Raw genomic sequence first — 17,906 nt, 5'->3', positions numbered from 1 at the left:
AGGGCGATGACCGATCAAAGTAAAACCGTAACGCGTGTCGATCTGTGCGAGGCCGTCTACCAGAAGGTGGGGCTATCGCGCACGGAATCGTCTGCCTTCGTGGAACTCGTGCTGAAGGAGATCACCGATTGCCTTGAGAAAGGCGAGACGGTGAAACTGTCCTCGTTCGGCTCCTTCATGGTCCGCAAGAAGGGTCAGCGCATCGGTCGCAATCCCAAGACCGGCACCGAGGTGCCGATCTCGCCGCGCCGGGTCATGGTGTTCAAGCCGTCCGCGATCCTGAAGCAGCGGATCAACGGCCAGCACCGCACCAATGGCGACGCCAGCAAGGCGCAACCCGAGGCGTAATCCGCCCTCCGGATAAGGATTTGGCATTTGGACAAGGCGCCGGATGCGTTCCGAACCATCAGCGAAGTAGCGCAGGAACTCGACATTCCGCAGCACGTGCTGCGGTTCTGGGAGACCCGATTCTCCCAGATCAAGCCGATGAAGCGCAGCGGCGGCCGCCGCTATTACCGCCCCGACGACGTCGACCTGCTCAAGGGCATCCGCCGTCTGCTCTACGGGGAAGGCTACACCATCCGCGGGGTGCAGCGGATCCTGAAAGAACACGGCGTCAAATCAGTGCAGGGCCTCGCCGACAGCGCGGCCGCGGTCTCGTTCGGCGCCATCGAGGACGCCGTCGGCGCCAGCCTGATGGAGCCCGAGGAGGAGACCGGCGTCCGCGGCGCCCGCGACAGCGACGATGACGACTACCAGGGCGAGGAGGAGGAGGGCATCGACTTCCGCTTCTCCGAGACCGACGACGAGGAAATCCTCACCACCTTCCGCAAGGGCGGCACCCCCGCCGCACCCGCCGGCCCCAGCGCCATCGACCGGGAGCGCCTCGGACGGGTGCTCGCCGAGCTGATCGCCTGCCGCGAGATGCTGGATCAGGCGCTCAAGGACGCCTGACGCCGGATCTCCCGCTTTGGGGCAGTTCCGGTGCCTTTCGGCGGAGGCAGCAAAATGGTGTGACCTCGCCTTGCGCAAACCAGCGATCCTAGCTAATGGAACGACGTTCGGAGCGTGGCGCAGCCCGGTTAGCGCACTAGTCTGGGAGACTAGGGGTCGGAGGTTCAAATCCTCTCGCTCCGACCATTCTTACCAAAGCATCTGTCGGATGAATCGAGGGGCGGCGCGGAGCCTGCTGCCGCCGGTGACGCATGCGCGGCGGTTGGTTGCGGTGGTTGCTTCGGTGGTCGGCAAACTAAAATGCCGAAAACAACCCCATGCACAGTAGCGATGTCATTGACCGGATGACGTTGTTCCGAAGCGATTTGACGCGCTGGGCAAGGGGTATGGTGCATCATGCCGGACTTCTGGATGCGGATCTGCGTCGCGGTGAAGCGTGACATCCGCGAGGGTAGTCTGCCCCCCGCACTACGCGTTCCGCTCGCTTGGGCCGAGGGAATGCGCGATCTGCTGCATGACAGCGTCGATCTCGCCGAGCGGGCGAGGGCAGACGGTGGGCTCTGCTCGGTGGCTGGCCGCACAATTATTCGTTGATGCCGACGCCGGAAGGCGCTGGCCATGCGCGAGGTCGCCCACTGTATCTCATTGAAAAGGTGAAACATTATGCATCATCAAATAAGTCATCATTTCTAAGCTATTGAGATAGTTGACAAAAGTGAATACGTTCTCTATATGTTCTAACAAGTAGCTGCGCTTTCTTCGCAATCGATACACTGAAGCTCGCGTCGTCCCATCGCATCATTTGCGTTAACATTCTCGCCTCTAATCAGGCCGCCTGTTTACAACTTGAGATTCGCTGTGTTGAGTCACGTCGGCCGAAATCGCGCTCAGATGCCGTGCGGAAGCAACCTCCACACGTCTGAAACTTGCGGAAGATCAATGCTAATCTATCGGCGCACGAGCCTCCTCGAATCGACAGCACAGACGCTCGTCAATACCGTCAACTGCGTCGGGATAATGGGGAAGGGCATTGCGCTCGAATTCAAGAAGCGCGAGCCCGAAATGTTCGCTGCTTATAAGCGGATTTGTGACCAAAAATTGCTAGCCCCTGGCAAGCTTTGGCTTTGGCGAGGAGAGGATCATCTTACTCTCAATTTCCCCACGAAGTTGCATTGGCGCAATCCATCGAAATTGGAATGGATAGAGGCGGGGCTCCGCAAGTTCGTCGAGAATTACAAGGCACTCGGCATTGGAGAGGTCTCCTTCCCTAGGCTCGGTTGCGGGAACGGAGGACTGGATTGGGATGACGTTCGTCCCTTGATGGAGCGATATTTGTCACCGCTTCCGATTCAAGTCTATATCCACGATTTCACGGTCGATATTGGTTTGCCGGAGCATATGGAGGCGGTCGCAAATAAGCTGCGTGGCGAGCGGGCCTCAGACTCGAATTTTGAGTCTTTTATGCAGTCGCTATATCGTGCGACCGATTTGGTGCGCGGTAATTTGCTCGATATCTCGAGTAAATCGCCGATCGACGCTTTCATTATCGACGGCCATTTGAAACTTAGGTTCGAGGAACGAGAGTGGACGTTTGATCGGGAGGATTTACGCGGGGTCTGGGTTGGACTTCAGAAGGGGTTGTTGACTAAGGAAAAGGCTGGGTGGACGAGTATGGAAGGAGGAGGCCCGTTGCTATCGCTCATTAGCCTCTTGCCTCACGTGCGGCCGATCCAGATTCAAAAGGCGGAATGCCAGGCTGAGTTGGCTGTTGAATTGCTTCCAACCTTAGGCGCCGATGAAGCTATCCCTGAATCGAAGAAGCAGATCGAAATGGCATGGCGCTAAGTGCGACCTTCATCGAAGATCATATTGGCAGGTGGGAAGCCGAACTCAATAAGCCATGGTACTCGTACAGACGCAATTGGCCCAGCCGCCTATTCCATCATGCTCCCATCGAGAACGCGGTCGAGTTGCTCAGAGATGGGAATTTGCGTTCTCGAAACGATCCCAACAATAAGAGGACGCGGGACGTCGCTGCCATCGCTGTAATAAACACACGCGAGTACGCTCACAATTTTGCGCGTCTCTATTTCCGGCCGACGACGCCTACGCAGTGGCACATAGAAGGAATTCGGAAACAGGGCGAATGCTCGTTTGGCGAGAGCTCTCACGCTCCAGTCTTGATTATGTTCGTATTCGACGCCCGTAAGGTTCTTTTGAGCGAGGGTGTAAAGTTCTCCGATCGCAATATGCAGACCGCCACTGCAGAGCCCCAAGATTCAGAAATTTATTTTGCGACGATACCATTCGAAAAAGTGTTTCACGTCGGAGCGACGGGAGGTGACAAATCGATCACCGAACATCGTTGCGCCGAGGTTCTAGCGGCTTCTCCGCTGCCGCTCTCTACTGCCTTGCAATGGATATACTGTCGAACGGTTGCCGAGCGTGAAACCCTCTGTGACATGCTGGGAGACTGTGCAAAGTCTTGGTCCAACAAGATTATCGTGTCCAATGATTTGTTGGTATTTGAAGGAAGTATGTCTTCGTTGAGTATGTCGGAATTGTTGAAAATGGGCTTGTATTCGAGCTAAATCCGCGAACGGACCAAAAGCCGATTTCCGTCAAAGTAGTTGCAGCCGACTCGACGGGCAAAGAGGTAATACACTTCGTCAATAGGGAGATGGCAGCCCACCCTGAAGCGTCGATACGGCGCTGGCGAATTGCAGCTTCTCTGCCTCATGGCACGTACCGTGTTCGTATCGAGCTCGAAGGCCATCTGGCGTTCTGCGCAAACGTCAAGCATGGCGACGAGTTGGTCTGACGGTCTTCAGCACCCCCGCACGGAAAGCCAGTCGGCCTCCGGGGCGTTTCCTCGTTTTTAGTCTTGGTCCGTCGTCTTGGTATCAGTAGTTTTGCGGGGCCTTAGGCGTGGCCCTTGATCTCGTAGTGACCCGGGACGCATTTGTAGCGATCGAGCCGCCAGTTGGCGTGGTAGATCGGATGCTCGCCCATCCATTTCGCCAATGGGGCCTGTGCGCCGATCGCACACTGCATCATCGACATCTCGGGCGTCATGTTGCTGTCGGTCACGATTTCCTCGATGCAACTGCCTGAGCTGGCTGCACTCAGCCGGCAGAGCACGGCAACGACGGTCACGAACATTCCAGTCACCTCATCGGTAGTTTCTGACCACGAAGAGGATGCAAGCGGAGTGCCAGAGCCTGTGACACAAACAACACGCTGACCTGGCCGACTCGACCCAGCGTCCGGAGTCCATTGAAGATTCGGATTGTAAAAAAATTGCCCTTAAACCGAAGCCGGGCAAATACGGGAACCGGCAGGGGTGAGTAAGGGGGTGAGTCGCAGGGATGATCGTTTGTGGGGGCAGCGCCGCGCCGGGGGCGCTTCACAGGCCGCTTGCAGCCGGTAGGCTCGGAAGGACCGTGGGCACCCGCCAAAAGAGCGGGACCGCCACAAGGGATATGGAAACGCGAGGGCAGACCATGAAGGCACGACCGACCGGCGTGATTCCGCCGATGACGACGCCGTTCCGCAAGGATGGCGAGATCGACTACACGCTCGTGGCGCCCCAGGTCGACTGGATGATCGGGGCCGGCGCGCATGGTGTCGCGGCCGGCGGCTCGACCGGCGAGGGGCACACGCTCGATCACGAGGAATATCGCGACCTGATGGAAGCGACGGTCGCGGCGGTGAAGGGGCGCATTCCCGTGATCGCCGGCATCATCGTCGATTCCACGCGCGATGCGATCCGCCGCGGCAAGCTCGTGCGCGACATGAATGTCGCCGCCCTCCAGGTCACGCCGGTGCATTACCTGTTCAAGCCGGACGACGAGGCGATGGTGGCGCATTTCCGCGCCATGGCTGATGAGACCGGCATGCCCATCATCATCTACAACGTGGTGCCGTGGTCGTATCTGTCGCCGGCGCTGCTGACGCGGATCATGACCGAGGTGCCGCTGGTGGTCGGCGTCAAGCAGAGCGCGGGCGACCTGAAGCTGTTCGCGGACCTCATGATGATGGCGCCGGACAAGCTGATCTACAGCGCGGTCGATGCCCTGATGTATCCGTCCTACACATTGGGGGCCCATGGCTCGATCGCCGCGATCCTGACCGCGGCGCCGCATGCCTCGGTCGCGCTGTGGGATGCGGTGAAGGCGGGCGACCATCCGCGCGCGCTCGACCTGCACAAGAAGCTGCTGACGCTGTGGAACGCCGTCATCGCCGACAATCTGCCGGCCTGCACGCGCTATGCGCAGACGCTGCAGGGCCTGCCCAGGACTTATCCGCGCGCGCCGATGCCGGAGGCATCGCCCGTGCAGCAGGCGGCGATCCGCAAGGCGCTGGACGGGCTCGGCGCGTTGAACGGGCGGCGCGTCGAGGCGGCCGAATAGTCCACGCCCCGAAATAACTGATGAACATGGCAGCGCCGATCCGCTTTTGCCTGCGGATGCGGCGCTGCTACATTTGCGCGCGCTGCGATGCGTGCGGCGCTGGCTGTGAAGAAACATACCGACAAGGGAGGGGCCGAAAGTCCCATGAAGGATTTTGCAGGAAAGATCGCCGTCATCACCGGCGGCGGCACGGGAATGGGACGTGAGCTCGCGCGGCAGCTCGTCGCCGAGGGCTGCAATGTCGCGATGTGCGACGTCTCGGAAGCCGCGATGGCCGAGACCAGGCGGCTGTGCGAGGTCGAGAAGCTGCCGCAGGGCCTGCGCGTCACGACCCATGTCGCCGACGTCTCGATCGAGGATCATCTGAAGCGATTCCGCGACGAGCTCGCCGAGCAGCAGAAGACCGACCGGATCCATCTTCTGTTCAACAACGCCGGCATCGGCGGCGGCGGCAGCCTGTTCTCCAATACGCGCGAGCAGTGGGAGCGCACCTTCAACATCTGCTGGGGTGGCGTCTATCTCGGCGTCCGGACCTTCCTGCCGATGCTGGTCGCAGCCGACGAGGCCCACATCGTCAACACCGCGAGCGTCAACGGCTTCTGGGCCTCGATCGGTATGAACCAGTCCCACACCGCCTATAGCTCGGCGAAGTTCGCCGTGAAGGGATTTACCGAAGCGCTGATCAACGACCTCCGCCTGCACGCGCCGCACGTCAAATGCTCGGTGGTGATGCCCGGCCATATCGGCACCTCGATCGTCTCCAATTCGCGCAAGGTGCAGAGCGCCGACGGTTCGGAGCGGCTCAATGCCGACGAGGTCGCGCTGACCCGCAAGCGCATGGTGGCGGCCGGCGTGCCGGATGCCGACAAGATGTCGGACGAGGACATCCAGGCGGCGTTCACCGAGCGCGCCCGCAGCTTCCTCGAGGACGCGCCGACGACGGCGGCGCAGGCCGCCAGGATCATCCTCGACGGGGTCAAGGCGGAGCAATGGCGCATTCTCGTGGGCGAGGACGCAAAGCGCCTCGACGAGCGCGTGCGCGCCACGCCGGAGCAGGCCTACGACCGCGCCTTCTACGAAAGTTTCACGCAGGAGGTCGGCTGGCGGCTCGGCTGAGGCGGCCGCCGAGCGCGCGCCGATATAGGTATGATGCTCATCATGGCAAGAGGTGCGCAGGCAATTTCGCGTGCCACCTCTTGCCAGTTCGCGGTCGGCGTTTCTCGCCTGAGTTGGCCACTCATGACGAATTGGAGTGTCACGCATGCGACACATTCGTTCAAGCGATGGTGATCTCGAACGGCTCTCATTTGGCGCACGGCTGCTTGGTCAGGGAACCAAAATAGTTTAGTCAGTCATGTGTAAGGTGATGACCAGAGCGTAGCTCCCGATGATACCCGCATGCCTCTCCGACGACTGGACCCTTTGCCCGGAGCGAGAGGACATCTCCGCTGAGTTCACGCGGCTCCTGACCGCGGCCCAGGAGGGCGGCGCCACGATCGCGGAATGCCTGATGATCGCGCGGCAGCTGAAGCGGGGCGACGACCAGTCCTGGCATCGCGAGTGGAAGAATCTGGCGCAGGCCAATCGGCTTCGTGCCGAGGCCGCGTTCGCGGAAGGTCACAGGGCGACCGCGCAGCGCAACTGGCTCCGCGCCATGAATTACTACAGCGCGGCAGCGATGCCGCTCGATCAGGCGGACGAGCGCCGCTGGGTCGCAGTCCTCGCGATGCAGGATTGCGCCCGCCGCTTCCTCGCCGCGCGCGATCCGGCCGGCGAAATCATGACGATACCCTGGCTCGACGGCCATTCATTGCAGGGCTATTTCCTGCCGGCGCCGTCGGGACGCGTGCGAGCGCCGACCGTGATCTGCATCGGCGAGCCCGGCCACCGCAAGGAAGAGTTTCTGTTCAAGCTTGCGCCGCATGCGCGCGAGCGTGGCTTCTCGCTGCTGGCGCTGGACCTGTTCGGCGACCAGCGCGACGATTATCTCGACGCGCTGTTGCGGCGCCGGGACCTCGAGAGTGCGATTCCGTGCGTCATGGACTATCTGGAGACGTGCAGCGAGGTCGATTTCGAGCGCGTCGCGATCGTCGCCGATGGCTGGGGATCGTCCTTCGTGGCGCGGGCGGTGCTGCAGGAGCCGCGGCTCGCCGCCGCCGTCTGTGATGGCGGCCTGTGGGACCTGCACGAGCGAGCCTTCTTTGCGAGCCGATTCGCGATGAGCGACGTCTCCATCGTTCCGGTGCCGCATGCTCCGCTGATGGCCTCGAGCGCCGACTGTCCGGTGCTTATCACGCTCGGTGAGGACGGCTGGCTCAAGGCCGATCGGGCGCGTCAGATCGTGCAGACGTCCCGGCTCGGCAGTTCGGATGTGATGTTGAAGGTATTCACCGCGGCCGAAACCGGCGCGGCGGAGGGTCATGCGGACAATCCGAGCCTTGCCAATGAATACATCTTCGATTGGCTCGAATCCCGGCTAGGCGCCGCGCGGCGCATTTAAGGACGTCGCCTCAGAAGTCGAGGGTCAGGCGGACGCAGGCCTTTTCGAGACGGGTTTTCAGCATCGCGAGCTTGGTGGTGAATTCCGTCAGCTCTTTCTCGTCGAACTCCTGGAAGACGAATTCCTTGATCGTCTTGTACTGCTCGTTGAGGCTCGCCAGGTGCTTCTGCGTCTTCTCGGTCAGGGACAGCCGCACCACCCGTGCGTCGGTCGGCGAGGGACGACGGCGCAACAGGCCCTTCTTCTCGAGCAGCTTGGACTGGGTGGTGACGAACGACGGGTCGACGTGGAGCAGTTTTGAGACGACGTTCACCGGAATGCCGTCGTCCTTGTCGAGGTCGGAGATCGCCATCAGGATCAGCCATTGCGGACCGCTGATGCCGAGCGTTCTCGCCCAGAACTGACGCAGCTCCTCCAGATACATGTTGATCGACGATATCTCCCAGGTGAAGCGCCTGATGATATCCAGATTGCCGATGGTGCGGAGGCGCGCCCCTTCTTTCCTCGTCGCTGACACAGCGTCACTCCCGTGATCTGATTTGTATGCGGCCGGTGTCGTGCAAGCCATAGTCCACGCAAGCCTGCTCTGACGCAAGTGCAGAGCAGGGTAATTTTGTCACTAAAACTACAAAGATGATCAGCTCACGGAATCGCTTTGCCGGGGTGTTGCGCACGGGGCACAGGTTTAGCGAAACCACAAAGCTTATCAAATAAGGTATTTTGATTAGTGAACGGCGCAGGCATATTGCGTCGTGACGGTGGGGGGTACTCGATCGTCCCGTTGCAGCTGGTTCGCCCACGTCCCTCGCATCGAAAGCGGGTGTGTGCGCAAAGCGGCCGAGCGGATTTGAAAGACGGGGATCTGGGGGGCCTGACGGTCCGGTCTTCGTAACATGAGCAACTTGGAGGTTTTAATATGAAAGTGGTGAAGAGCCTTTTGCTCGGCACTGCGGCGGGTTTGATCGCCGTCAGTGGAGCCCAGGCGGCCGATCTTCCGGTCAAGGCCAAGGCGGTCGAGTACGTCAAGATCTGCTCCCTGTATGGAGCTGGATTCTACTACATGCCGGGCACCGATACCTGCATCAAGCTGGGCGGCTATCTGCGCGCTGACGCGATCCTCGGCGGTGCAGGCGACTATAACTTCCAGCAAGGCGCGAACGCGGGCTCGAACAACCGTCTGACCAACTACTATACCGGCCGCGCTCGTTTCGACTTCAACGTCGACACCCGCACAGCGACCGAATATGGCGTGGTGCGAACCTACGCCGACGCGGTCTTCACCTACGATTCCGCGACGGTCACCGGCAGCAATCCCTCGACGTTCGCGACTGGCGGCGCCGCCTCGCTCGGCCTCTACCATGCGTTCATCCAGTTCGCTGGCTTCACGTTCGGCCGCACGGTCTCGATCTTCGACGCCCCGTGGCAGAGCTATCCGGCTGGCGGTCCCGACACCATTCCGGGCGGCAGCAACCATACCAACGGTGTGAACCAGGTTGCCTACACGGCCGACTTCGGCCAGGGCATCACCGCTTCGGTCGCATTGCAGGATGAGACGTCCGCGAACAACGGTCAGTCGAACCTCTGGAACGTGTCCTCGGGTACGGCCGCTCAGTTCGTGACGGGCGTCTACGGTGCCAACTCCTGGGGTGGCACGCGTTCTCCTGACATCATCGGTCAGGTCCGCGTCGACCAGGCCTGGGGTCTGGCCCAGCTCTCGGTTGCCGCGCATGATCTCCATGCCGGCTACTACGGCGCCACGGAAGTTACCGGTCATCCCTCCGACAAGTGGGGTTGGGCTGTGCAGGGCGCTTTGTCGATCAAGAACATCCCGACCGGCGCGGGCGACAACATCAACCTGCAGGCCGTCTACACCGACGGTGCGACCCGTTACAACTTCCAGAGCCTGTTTCCGCAGAGCTTCTTCATGTTCAGCGGTAGCGACACCGCGTATCAGAGCACCGGTTTCGCCGGTCTTTCCGACGGCGTCTTCGGTGCCGGTACCGGTATCGATACCGTTAAGACCTGGGGCTTGCGTGGTGGCTATACCCACAACTGGAGCCCGAACTGGGCGAGCGCCGTCTACGGTGGCTATGCCCAGCTGAAGTACGGCACTGCCGGCAAGGGCCTGATCTGCGGCAACTTCGCTGCAATCGCGCTCGCGGGTGCGACCTGTAATCCGGACTTCAACTTCGCGGTCGTCGGTGTCAACACCGTGTGGACTCCGGTCAAGAACCTGGCGTTCACTGCCGACCTGAGCTGGTCGCGTCTGGACCAGAAGTACTCCGGCTCCATTGCGAGCCCGGGCATTGCCACCGCTGCGAAGCCGGCGGCCGTGTACGAGCTGAAGGACCAGAACTCGGTCAGCATGCTGCTGCGCGCCCAGCGCAACTTCTAACATCGGTCTCGCGGATCGATCAGAGAACCCCGGCGGGAAACCGCCGGGGCTTTTTTACAAGAGGGGCGTTCGGAAAATCCGGCAGCCCGTGCGGGCAGCGAAGACGAGCCATGCGATCCGATCTGGCTCAAACTTATTTACTTACCTGAGTTACTAAGCTATATAACTCCCCAGCCGATGACGAAAGTTGCGGCTCTGACTTGATGCTAAACCTCCAGAAACCTCCGGCAATGCCCTGCCGGAGGTTTTTCGTTTTGGGACATGGCTCTAGGACATGGCTCCAGGCTATCACTCTAGCCGCGCATGACGCGCGCGCGCGAGTTCGGCCGGTAGGCGAGGCGGCTGTGGCCGGCGCAATAGGACTGGCCGTCGGGTGCGGAGTTGCCGCAGAAGCAGAAATCGTCCGCGCCAGGCGTCGAGATCGGCCAGCGGCAGCGGTTCTCGGCAAGCTCCAGCAGCGAGCAGCGATTGGCGTCGTCGATCGGACCGGCGACCATCGGCGCACCGGTCTCGCCATAGATCGTGGCGAGCATCTCGTATTGCAGCCGCGGCACCGTCCGTGACGTGCGCGAAGGCGCGGAGCCCCTGTCCTGAACCTTGCGGTCGTCGATGGTCCGGCCGCGCGTCAGATTGAGGCGGGACAGCTTGCCGATCACGGCATTGCGGCTGACGCCGATGTCGGCGGCGATCTCGCGGCAGGAGAGGCCGGCCTCGAAGTGCTGCCTCAGCAGTTCGATGCGTTCGTCGGTCCAGGTGGGTGAGAGAACAGGCATGTGTAACGGTCCCAGGTTGCAGATGTCGGCCATCCGCCTCTCGAGATCCGTCCGCCTCACGTTCGGCGCGCGCTCACGTCCTGCCATTGTCGCGAATCGACAAAAGCCCGTCCTTGATGGCGAGACGGATACCTTCCTCGATCAAGGTACGTGCGACGCCGGGAACGCTGGTGCCGTGGGTGCCCTGTCTCACCAGTTTCTCCAGATAGGTGATGGTCGAGAGCGCCAAGGTTACGGGAATGCGGTCAGTCTCGGCTTTTTCGGTGGCCATGCCTAAACGCTAGCCTCATACGCGGGTACATAAAAGTTACGATTAAGACTCTATTTAGGTTTGGAGGCGGAAGTCAAATGCAGGCTGCGGCGCTCGGTCAGCTCGTTGGAATCGCGAGGGAAATTAGGCATGACTGGGCAAGCCGCGCGGCAGGCAGGCGGCGGCGTGGCTTCGACCGGTCAGGCGTGGGCAGGTCGCCTCAGCCGTGCACGATCGCCTTTTCGATCATGCAATGGATGCCCTTGGAGCCGTTCACGGTCTGGGTCACCCGCAGATCGGCCGCCAGGCTGCACAGCGTATAGGCGTCCTCGCGCGACAAATTGCGCCTCTCGCCGAGCAGCACGATCATGTCGCGCAGCGCCCGCACCACGCACTGGTCGAGATCGGGGTCCATCGCCATGGTCATGTAGTGCGTCGCCGTCTCGCCGCGGGGATAGTCGAGCCTGAGGTCCTTGCGCAGCGTCAGGCGAAAGCGGCCCTGGAGCGCGGTCTCGATCGCGGTGACGCAGACCTCGCCGTCGCCCTGCACGCCATGGCCGTCGCCGCAGGAGAACAGCGCGCCCGGGACGAACACCGGCAGGTACAGCGTCCCACCCGCGCCAAGCTCCTTGTTGTCGAGATTGCCGCCCATGGCGCGCGGGACCAGCGAGGAGATGCGGCCCCAGGCGGGAGGCGGCGAAACTCCCATCACGCCGAAGAACGGCTTGAGCGGCAGGTCGAGCCCCCACGGCATGCGGGCGACCATCCGCGACCGGTCGAGCGGGATGTTCAGGATGCGCGTCTCGTGGAAATCGTCGGGCAGGGTGCCGGACAGCGGCTTGATCATGTTCCAGCCCCAATCCTGCCGGAGCTGGACGTCCAAGATCTCGACCGCGAGCACGTCGCCGGGCTCGGCCCCCTCGACCGCAATCGGGCCGGTGAGGATATGGCCCGGCAGCATGCGCTCGTTCCTGGCGTGAACCTCGTGCATCTCGGGCGGGATGTGAAACTTGCTGGGGTCGGGCAGCATGTCCGGACCGCCGCTGATGGTGTCGATCGTGACCTCGTCACCGCTCGCGATCGTGAGAACGGGCTTGAGCGCAGCCTCGAAGAAGCCCCAATGACAGGTCTCGGGGCTGGAATGCAGGTGGTGATGGGTCATTGGCCGCCTCTGGTCGGTTGTTTCTGAGCTTCCCATGAGCGACGGCCGGGCTTGACCAGGCAATCGATCCTCTTCCAAGAAGCTTTCTGAAGATCGACGGGCGGGTCAAGCCCGCGCGCACCAGGCACGATCATTCCAGCGAGGCTCCCCTGCTTTTTGTCCTGTCCAAGACCCTCGGCGCCGCGGTGCTGCCGATCAACTTGATGATCGAGCTCGGGATCGTCTCGGTTGTCCTGATGGCGACGCGCTTTGCCGCATTCGGTCGCAAGCTCGCCGCGGCCACGCTGATCATGCTGGCACTCGCCGCGTTCTCGCCGCTCGGCAACCTTTTGCTTTATCCGCTGGAGTCGCGTTTTCCGCCGTGGGATCCGTCGCGCGGGGCGCCCGATGGCATCATCGTGCTCGGCGGCTCGATCGACACCGATCTGTCGGCGGCGCACCGCACGCCGATCGTCGCGCACGCGGCCGATCGCCTGTTTGCGCCGGCCGAGCTCGCGCGCCGCTATCCGAACACGCGGGTTGTTTTCACCGGGGGCACCGCGAACCTGGTTTCGACGGACTCCCGCGAGGCCGACTACTCCGCGCCGATCCTGGAGAATCTGGGCATCGCGAAGCAGCGCCTGACCCTCGAGCGGGACTCCCGCAACACCTACGAGAATGCCATCTTCACCAGGCAATTGGTGGCACCCAAACCGGGCGAACGCTGGCTTCTGGTCACCTCGGCCTTTCACATGCCGCGTTCGATGGGGATCTTTCGCAAGGCGGGATTTGAGGTCGAAGCCTATCCGGTGGACTGGCGAATGGGCGGCCGTGACGATCTTTTCTCTTTCACCAATGTCGGCGCGGACGGGCTCGGTCGAACCGAGGTCGCCGTGCGCGAATGGATCGGGCTCGTCGCCTACCGCCTGATGGGCCGGACTGGCGAGTTGCTCCCGGGACCGGCCAAGGACTAGAACCGTTCAAGAAGCAATAACAGCGCCGGCGCGCGACTGCCGGCCGGGAGGACGCCATGCAACAGCAGAGTGCAGACAGCATCGATCTTGCCGGGCTCGTCGCCGATCTCAATAGCCTGCTGCGGCTGAAGACCACGGTGATCGGCATGAAGCTGTTCGCGCGCACCGCGGACATGGAGGCAATCCCGAAAATCCGGCGGCCGAACGCGGTCCACACCACCGACCAGATCGTCAGCATGGCGGCGCGTCTGGGCTGGACCGTCGGCATCACCGCCGACGATCTCGTCGGCGCGCAATGCCGCGCGGTGATCGGCCTTGCACCGCAGGACGAGAAATGGCTCGCCGGCGAAAACTATGTCGGGGTCTGGCACGGCACGGCAGAGGACGCACGCAAGCGCCAGGAGGCGCTGGACGTGGTTCCGTTCGGGCAATATCAGGCGCTCGCGGTCAGTCCGCTGTCGAGCGGCCGGCTCGATCCGCCGGACATCTGTCTCGTCTACGCGACCCCGGGGCAGATGATCATCCTGATCAACGGGCTGCAATACACCGGCTACAAGAAGTTCGAATGGGGCGTGGTCGGCGAGACCGCTTGCGCCGATTCCTGGGGCAGGGCGCTCAAGAGCGGTGAGCCCAGCCTGTCCTTGCCATGCTATGCCGAACGGCGCTATGGCGGCGTGCCGGACGAGGAGATGCTGATGGCCTTGAAGCCGGAACATCTCGCCAAGGCGGTTCTGGGCATGAAGGCGCTGGCGAAGAACGGCCTGCGCTATCCGATCCCGCCCTATGGGATTCAAAGCGACGTCCGTGCCGGCATGGGCGTGAGCTACGCGAAGAAGTAAAGCAAAGGCCGACCATGAGCTCTGCGAAATTCGACATCGTCGTCTATGGCGCGACCGGTTTTACCGGCCAGCTCGTCGCCGAATACCTGACCCAGCATTACAAGAGCGACCATTCGCTCAAATGGGCGATGGCAGGCCGCAGCCTCGGCAAGCTGAAATCGGTGCGCGATGCGATCGGCGCGCCCGGGAATACGGCGCTGATTGTCGCGGATGCGTCGGATGCGGCTTCGCTGAAGGCGATGGCGGAGCAGACGATGTCCGTGATCACCACCGTCGGACCGTACCAGCTCTACGGCGAGGAATTGCTCGCGGCCTGCGTGGCCACGGGCACGGACTATTTCGATCTCTGCGGCGAGCCGATCTGGATGCGCCAGATGATCGACAAGTACGAGGCGGCCGCAAAAGAGAGCGGCGCGCGGATCGTGTTTTCGTGCGGCTATGATTCCGTGCCGTTCGAGCTCGGTACGTTCTTCGTCCAGGAAGAGGCCAAAAATGTCTTCGGCGCGCCGGCCCCGCGCGTGAAGGGCCGCGTGCGCGACATGCGCGGCACGCTCTCGGGCGGCACCGCCGCGAGCGCGAAGGCGACCTTCGATGCCGTGGCGAAGGATCTCAGCCTTGTCGCCATTCTCAACGATCATTTTGCGCTGACGCCCGGCTTCAGCGGCCCGAAGCAGCCGAAAGGCAACAGGGCCGCCTTCGAGGAGGACCTGCAATCCTGGGCGGCGCCGTTCATGATGGCGCTGATCAACACGCGCAACGTTCACCGCTCCAACATGCTGATGGGATTTCCCTACGGCCAGGACTTCGTCTACGACGAGATGGTCCTGACCGGTCCCGGCGAGAAGGGGGAGGCCAACGCCAAGCTCGTGATGGCTGCCAATGCGGGCAAGACCGGCCCCGACGCACCGAAGCCGGGCGAGGGGCCGTCGAAGGAAGAGCGCGAGAACGGTCTGTTCGATCTGCTCTATATCGCGATCGCACCTGATGGCCGCATGGTTCGCGCCGGCGTCACCGGCGACCGCGATCCCGGCTACGGCTCGACCTCGAAGATGATCTCCGAATGCGCCATCTGCATGCTGCGTGACACGACCGACGTCGCAGCCGGCTTCTGGACGCCGGGCGCGGCGATGCGGCACAAGCTGATCAAGCGGCTGGTCGAGAACGCGGGGCTGACGTTCGCTGTGGAGGAGTAGCTGTCACCTTCGCCTCTCCCGGGCGGCGAAACCGACCTTTCATCCTCAAGCCGTCTCGCGTGTTGAGCACGAGCAAGGTGATGTTCACAGCTCCTGCGGCAAGCTCGACAGCCTGCACTGCATAGAAGACTGCATCGAGCTCGGCGGCGCTCGCCTTGTGTGCGAGGAACAGTGCGGCCGGGACCAGGACCAGGATGCCATTGCCGGCGATCAGTGGCATTCGCTTGATCTTCGCGCCGACCAGCCCGGCTCGCCGACCCCGTGCCAGTGTAAAGCCCGTGCCGCCCGCCGCCGCCAGCGCCGGGACCAGCAAAAGAAAGCCCCACGGTATGGCCGTCTTGACGGCGGTGATGACGGCTTGGGATGCGAAAAGCTCGCTGAGCGCGGTCGACAGCCAAAACGTCGAGATGGTCAGAAGCGCGATGGCGCCAGCAATGGGATGAATCACCTTGATCATAATTGGGTTTCCTTGACCGAGAACGGCTAGCTTGTTCAATATGACATGATGATGTCGATATTGATGATGCAAAGAACCATATTGACATGATGGTGTCAATAAATTCATGGTGACAATATGCGCGTTACGAAGCGATCTCCGGCCGGTGATGCCTTGACTGACCTCATTCTCGATCTGTTCAGGGTCAACAACCTGACCGTGACGTGGGGCGACCGGCTGGTCGCTCCGCTCGGTCTGACCAGCGCCCGCTGGCAAATTCTGGGGGCGATCGTAGCCGCGGACCGCGCCCAGCCGGTCGCCTGGCTCGCCCGCGACCTTGGAGCGAACCGCCAGAACGTTCAGCGCATCGTCAATGACCTGGCGCAGGAGGGGCTCGTTACGTTTGAGCCCAATCCACATCACCGTCGCGCCCACCTTGTGGTGCTGACGGACAAGGGACGGAAGACTTACGATGCTGCCATCCGCCTGTATGACCCCAGGATCAACTCTCTCGTGCAAGGTCTGCCGATGGAAGACCTCAGGGCCGCCGGTCGCCTCATGAAGGTGCTGCGCAAGAGGCTTGAAGACCAAGAGAGTGCTACAGAGGCTTGATCAATCGTCGTGCCGACATCGACTATGTGGTGACGCTCTGCGTCCTTCTGGCGCCGCCCGTGCCGAGGCCGAGTACGATTCGACCTGATGCGCTTACACCGCCCGCGCATCGTACGCGTACATGAAATCCATGCCCTTTGCGCCGAGCGGCAGCAGCCATTTCATCATCTGATTGCGGATCCACGCGCCGGTGGCGCTGAACTCGCGCTTGCTGTTGCCGTTGCGGCGGGCCATGGCGACGATCTTTTCCGCGCGCGGGCGCCGCTCGGCCTCGAAGGCCTGGAAAGTGGCGCCGAGTTCCTGGCCTTTCTGCATCAACCGGGCGAGGCGCATCGCATCCTCCAGCGCGAGCGAGGCGCCCTGACCGGCATGGGGGCTGGTCGCATGGGCGGCATCGCCGATCAGCAGCGAGCGCTTGCGCGACCAGGTCGGCAGGGTGTCGACGTCGAGCGTGTCGGTGACCACGATGTTCTCGGCTGCCTCGATGATGCCAGGGATCGGATCGTGCCAGCCGCGGTGGAAGCCGCGCAGATGCTGCTTCAGCGTCGCGTGGTCGAGCGCGCGAAACATCGCCGCGTCCATGCCGTGCGCCGGCTGCGTGCTCCACCACATCACGCCGTCGTCCGGATCGGGGCTGCAATAGCCGTAGCCGAAGAAGCCGCTCTGCCCGAACGTGGTCTCGACGTTCCGGCCGATGGGCCGGCCGTCGAGGACGGCGTGCGGCACGAAGCCGCCGAAGCCGATCAATCCGGTGTCGAACGGCTGCGGCCCGTCCGGCACCACCTGGCGGCGCGCGACCGAGTGTACGCCGTCGGCGCCGATCAGGAAGTCGCCTTCGGCCGTGGTGCCGTCGGCGAAGTAGGCGATGATCGGCTGGTCGCCGCGATCCTCGATCTTGATCAGGCGCTTCTCGAAATAAAGCGAAACGCATGCGCACCAGGCCTTGTCGATCAGCATCTCGTTCAGCGTGGCGCGGCAGACATTGACCGCGGGCTGGCCGAAGCGCCGCGCCATGTCGCGGTTGATCGAGCCGAGCCTCTCTCCGGCTTGCGAATAGAAGTCGAACGATTCCGCGATCGAGCCGCGGCTGATCAGCTCGTTCGAAAGGCCGATCTCGTCCATGACCTGCATGCCGTTCGGCGCGATCTGAAGGCCGCCGCCGATGCCTTTCGAATAGGGCCAGGCCTCGTAGATCGCGGACTCGATGCCGGCGCGGCGCAGCAGGATCGCCGCGACGGGGCCGGCGATGCCGGCGCCGATGATCAGGGCCTTGCGGGGACGATAGGACATCGCTTGCTCCCGACGTTTCCGTGGTGCCAGGAGAATTATGGTCGCTAAATATCTTAGTGACTAAGATATATATCGACTAAGAGATGAGGTCGGCCTTGTCAAGGACGAAGGCGCGCGCTGCGCTGCTGCAGGAGCTC

The 17,906-nt window shown here is 62.3% G+C and carries 19 protein-coding genes and 1 tRNA gene; 13 read left to right on the top strand and 7 right to left on the bottom strand.

Going from position 1 to position 17,906, the window contains the following annotated elements:
• The first annotated feature begins 6 nt into the window (after positions 1-6).
• From BRA471DRAFT_RS21595 to BRA471DRAFT_RS21570, 5 genes are all read left to right on the top strand, one after another.
• Positions 7-348: an integration host factor subunit alpha gene (locus BRA471DRAFT_RS21595; protein ID WP_179950105.1), complete on the top strand. Its 342-nt coding sequence runs from the start codon at positions 7-9 to the stop codon at positions 346-348.
• Between the two features lie 27 nt (positions 349-375).
• The gene (locus tag BRA471DRAFT_RS21590) at positions 376-954 is read left to right on the top strand and encodes a MerR family transcriptional regulator (protein ID WP_007611070.1); all 579 of its coding nucleotides are present in this window, start codon (positions 376-378) and stop codon (positions 952-954) included.
• Positions 955-1,062: 108 nt separating this feature from the next.
• Positions 1,063-1,140: transfer RNA gene (locus BRA471DRAFT_RS21585), tRNA-Pro, on the top strand.
• A gap of 753 nt (positions 1,141-1,893) precedes the next feature.
• The gene (locus tag BRA471DRAFT_RS21575; protein ID WP_007611068.1) at positions 1,894-2,799 is read left to right on the top strand and encodes a macro domain-containing protein; all 906 of its coding nucleotides are present in this window, start codon (positions 1,894-1,896) and stop codon (positions 2,797-2,799) included.
• Positions 2,790-3,545 carry a DarT ssDNA thymidine ADP-ribosyltransferase family protein gene (locus BRA471DRAFT_RS21570; RefSeq protein ID WP_035974169.1) on the top strand — a complete coding sequence of 252 codons (756 nt, stop codon included), beginning with the start codon at positions 2,790-2,792 and terminating at the stop codon, positions 3,543-3,545. The genes BRA471DRAFT_RS21575 and BRA471DRAFT_RS21570 overlap by 10 nt, the downstream gene beginning before the upstream one ends.
• 331 nt (positions 3,546-3,876) lie before the next feature.
• Here BRA471DRAFT_RS21570 and BRA471DRAFT_RS21565 read toward each other — a convergent pair whose 3' ends face one another.
• Positions 3,877-4,116: a hypothetical protein gene (locus BRA471DRAFT_RS21565; RefSeq protein ID WP_007611067.1), complete on the bottom strand. Its 240-nt coding sequence runs from the start codon at positions 4,114-4,116 to the stop codon at positions 3,877-3,879.
• 341 nt (positions 4,117-4,457) lie between these two features.
• Here BRA471DRAFT_RS21565 and BRA471DRAFT_RS21560 point away from each other — a divergent pair, with 341 nt between their 5' ends.
• The 3 genes from BRA471DRAFT_RS21560 (at position 4,458) to BRA471DRAFT_RS21550 (ending at position 7,866) form a co-directional block, all read left to right on the top strand.
• Entirely contained in the window at positions 4,458-5,366 is a 909-nt protein-coding gene (locus BRA471DRAFT_RS21560) for a dihydrodipicolinate synthase family protein (RefSeq protein ID WP_007611066.1), read from the top strand.
• A 144-nt stretch (positions 5,367-5,510) separates the two neighbouring features.
• The gene (locus BRA471DRAFT_RS21555; RefSeq protein WP_007611064.1) at positions 5,511-6,482 is read left to right on the top strand and encodes an SDR family oxidoreductase; all 972 of its coding nucleotides are present in this window, start codon (positions 5,511-5,513) and stop codon (positions 6,480-6,482) included.
• Positions 6,483-6,753: 271 nt separating this feature from the next.
• Positions 6,754-7,866 carry a S9 family peptidase gene (locus tag BRA471DRAFT_RS21550; RefSeq protein WP_007611062.1) on the top strand — a complete coding sequence of 371 codons (1,113 nt, stop codon included), beginning with the start codon at positions 6,754-6,756 and terminating at the stop codon, positions 7,864-7,866.
• Positions 7,867-7,876: 10 nt separating this feature from the next.
• Here the strand turns inward: BRA471DRAFT_RS21550 and BRA471DRAFT_RS21545 are convergent, their stop codons facing one another.
• A complete protein-coding gene (locus BRA471DRAFT_RS21545; protein ID WP_007611061.1) occupies positions 7,877-8,383 on the bottom strand; it encodes a MarR family winged helix-turn-helix transcriptional regulator in 507 nt (168 codons plus the stop codon).
• Positions 8,384-8,782: 399 nt separating this feature from the next.
• Between BRA471DRAFT_RS21545 and BRA471DRAFT_RS21540 the strand changes: the two genes are divergently transcribed.
• Positions 8,783-10,261 carry a porin gene (locus BRA471DRAFT_RS21540; RefSeq protein ID WP_007611060.1) on the top strand — a complete coding sequence of 493 codons (1,479 nt, stop codon included), beginning with the start codon at positions 8,783-8,785 and terminating at the stop codon, positions 10,259-10,261.
• Positions 10,262-10,554: 293 nt separating this feature from the next.
• On the opposite strand, the gene BRA471DRAFT_RS21535 is transcribed toward BRA471DRAFT_RS21540, so the two are convergent.
• From BRA471DRAFT_RS21535 to BRA471DRAFT_RS21525, 3 genes are all read right to left on the bottom strand, one after another.
• Positions 10,555-11,034, bottom strand: coding sequence for a GcrA family cell cycle regulator (locus tag BRA471DRAFT_RS21535; protein WP_035974168.1), 480 nt, complete (start codon positions 11,032-11,034; stop codon positions 10,555-10,557).
• A gap of 73 nt (positions 11,035-11,107) precedes the next feature.
• Positions 11,108-11,305, bottom strand: coding sequence for a hypothetical protein (locus BRA471DRAFT_RS21530; RefSeq protein WP_007603456.1), 198 nt, complete (start codon positions 11,303-11,305; stop codon positions 11,108-11,110).
• A gap of 199 nt (positions 11,306-11,504) precedes the next feature.
• Positions 11,505-12,446, bottom strand: a complete 942-nt coding sequence (locus tag BRA471DRAFT_RS21525) for an acetamidase/formamidase family protein (protein WP_007611056.1) — start codon at positions 12,444-12,446, stop codon at positions 11,505-11,507.
• Positions 12,447-12,649: 203 nt separating this feature from the next.
• On the opposite strand from BRA471DRAFT_RS21525, the gene BRA471DRAFT_RS21520 reads away from it, so the two are divergent.
• From BRA471DRAFT_RS21520 to BRA471DRAFT_RS21510, 3 genes are read left to right on the top strand one after another with little or no spacing between them, the layout of a single operon-like run.
• A complete protein-coding gene (locus BRA471DRAFT_RS21520; protein WP_231171161.1) occupies positions 12,650-13,399 on the top strand; it encodes a YdcF family protein in 750 nt (249 codons plus the stop codon).
• Between the two features lie 56 nt (positions 13,400-13,455).
• A complete protein-coding gene (locus BRA471DRAFT_RS21515) occupies positions 13,456-14,238 on the top strand; it encodes a DUF169 domain-containing protein (protein WP_007611054.1) in 783 nt (260 codons plus the stop codon).
• 14 nt (positions 14,239-14,252) lie between these two features.
• Positions 14,253-15,431 carry a trans-acting enoyl reductase family protein gene (locus BRA471DRAFT_RS21510; RefSeq protein WP_007611053.1) on the top strand — a complete coding sequence of 393 codons (1,179 nt, stop codon included), beginning with the start codon at positions 14,253-14,255 and terminating at the stop codon, positions 15,429-15,431.
• Here the strand turns inward: BRA471DRAFT_RS21510 and BRA471DRAFT_RS21505 are convergent.
• A complete protein-coding gene (locus tag BRA471DRAFT_RS21505) occupies positions 15,382-15,888 on the bottom strand; it encodes a hypothetical protein (protein ID WP_007611052.1) in 507 nt (168 codons plus the stop codon). The two genes, BRA471DRAFT_RS21510 and BRA471DRAFT_RS21505, sit on opposite strands and share 50 nt — an antisense overlap.
• A gap of 117 nt (positions 15,889-16,005) precedes the next feature.
• On the opposite strand from BRA471DRAFT_RS21505, the gene BRA471DRAFT_RS21500 reads away from it, so the two are divergent.
• Positions 16,006-16,479, top strand: a complete 474-nt coding sequence (locus BRA471DRAFT_RS21500; protein WP_007611050.1) for a MarR family winged helix-turn-helix transcriptional regulator — start codon at positions 16,006-16,008, stop codon at positions 16,477-16,479.
• Positions 16,480-16,572: 93 nt separating this feature from the next.
• On the opposite strand, the gene BRA471DRAFT_RS21495 is transcribed toward BRA471DRAFT_RS21500, so the two are convergent.
• On the bottom strand, positions 16,573-17,769 hold the full coding sequence (locus tag BRA471DRAFT_RS21495; RefSeq protein ID WP_007611048.1) for an FAD-dependent monooxygenase: 1,197 nt from the start codon (positions 17,767-17,769) through the stop codon (positions 16,573-16,575).
• Positions 17,770-17,906 lie beyond the last annotated feature (137 nt).

The organism is Bradyrhizobium sp. WSM471, assembly GCF_000244915.1.
In the GTDB taxonomy this organism is placed as follows: domain Bacteria; phylum Pseudomonadota; class Alphaproteobacteria; order Rhizobiales; family Xanthobacteraceae; genus Bradyrhizobium.
The sequence above is the reverse complement of the archived record's forward strand: the minus strand, read 5'-3'. Positions and strand labels throughout refer to the sequence as shown.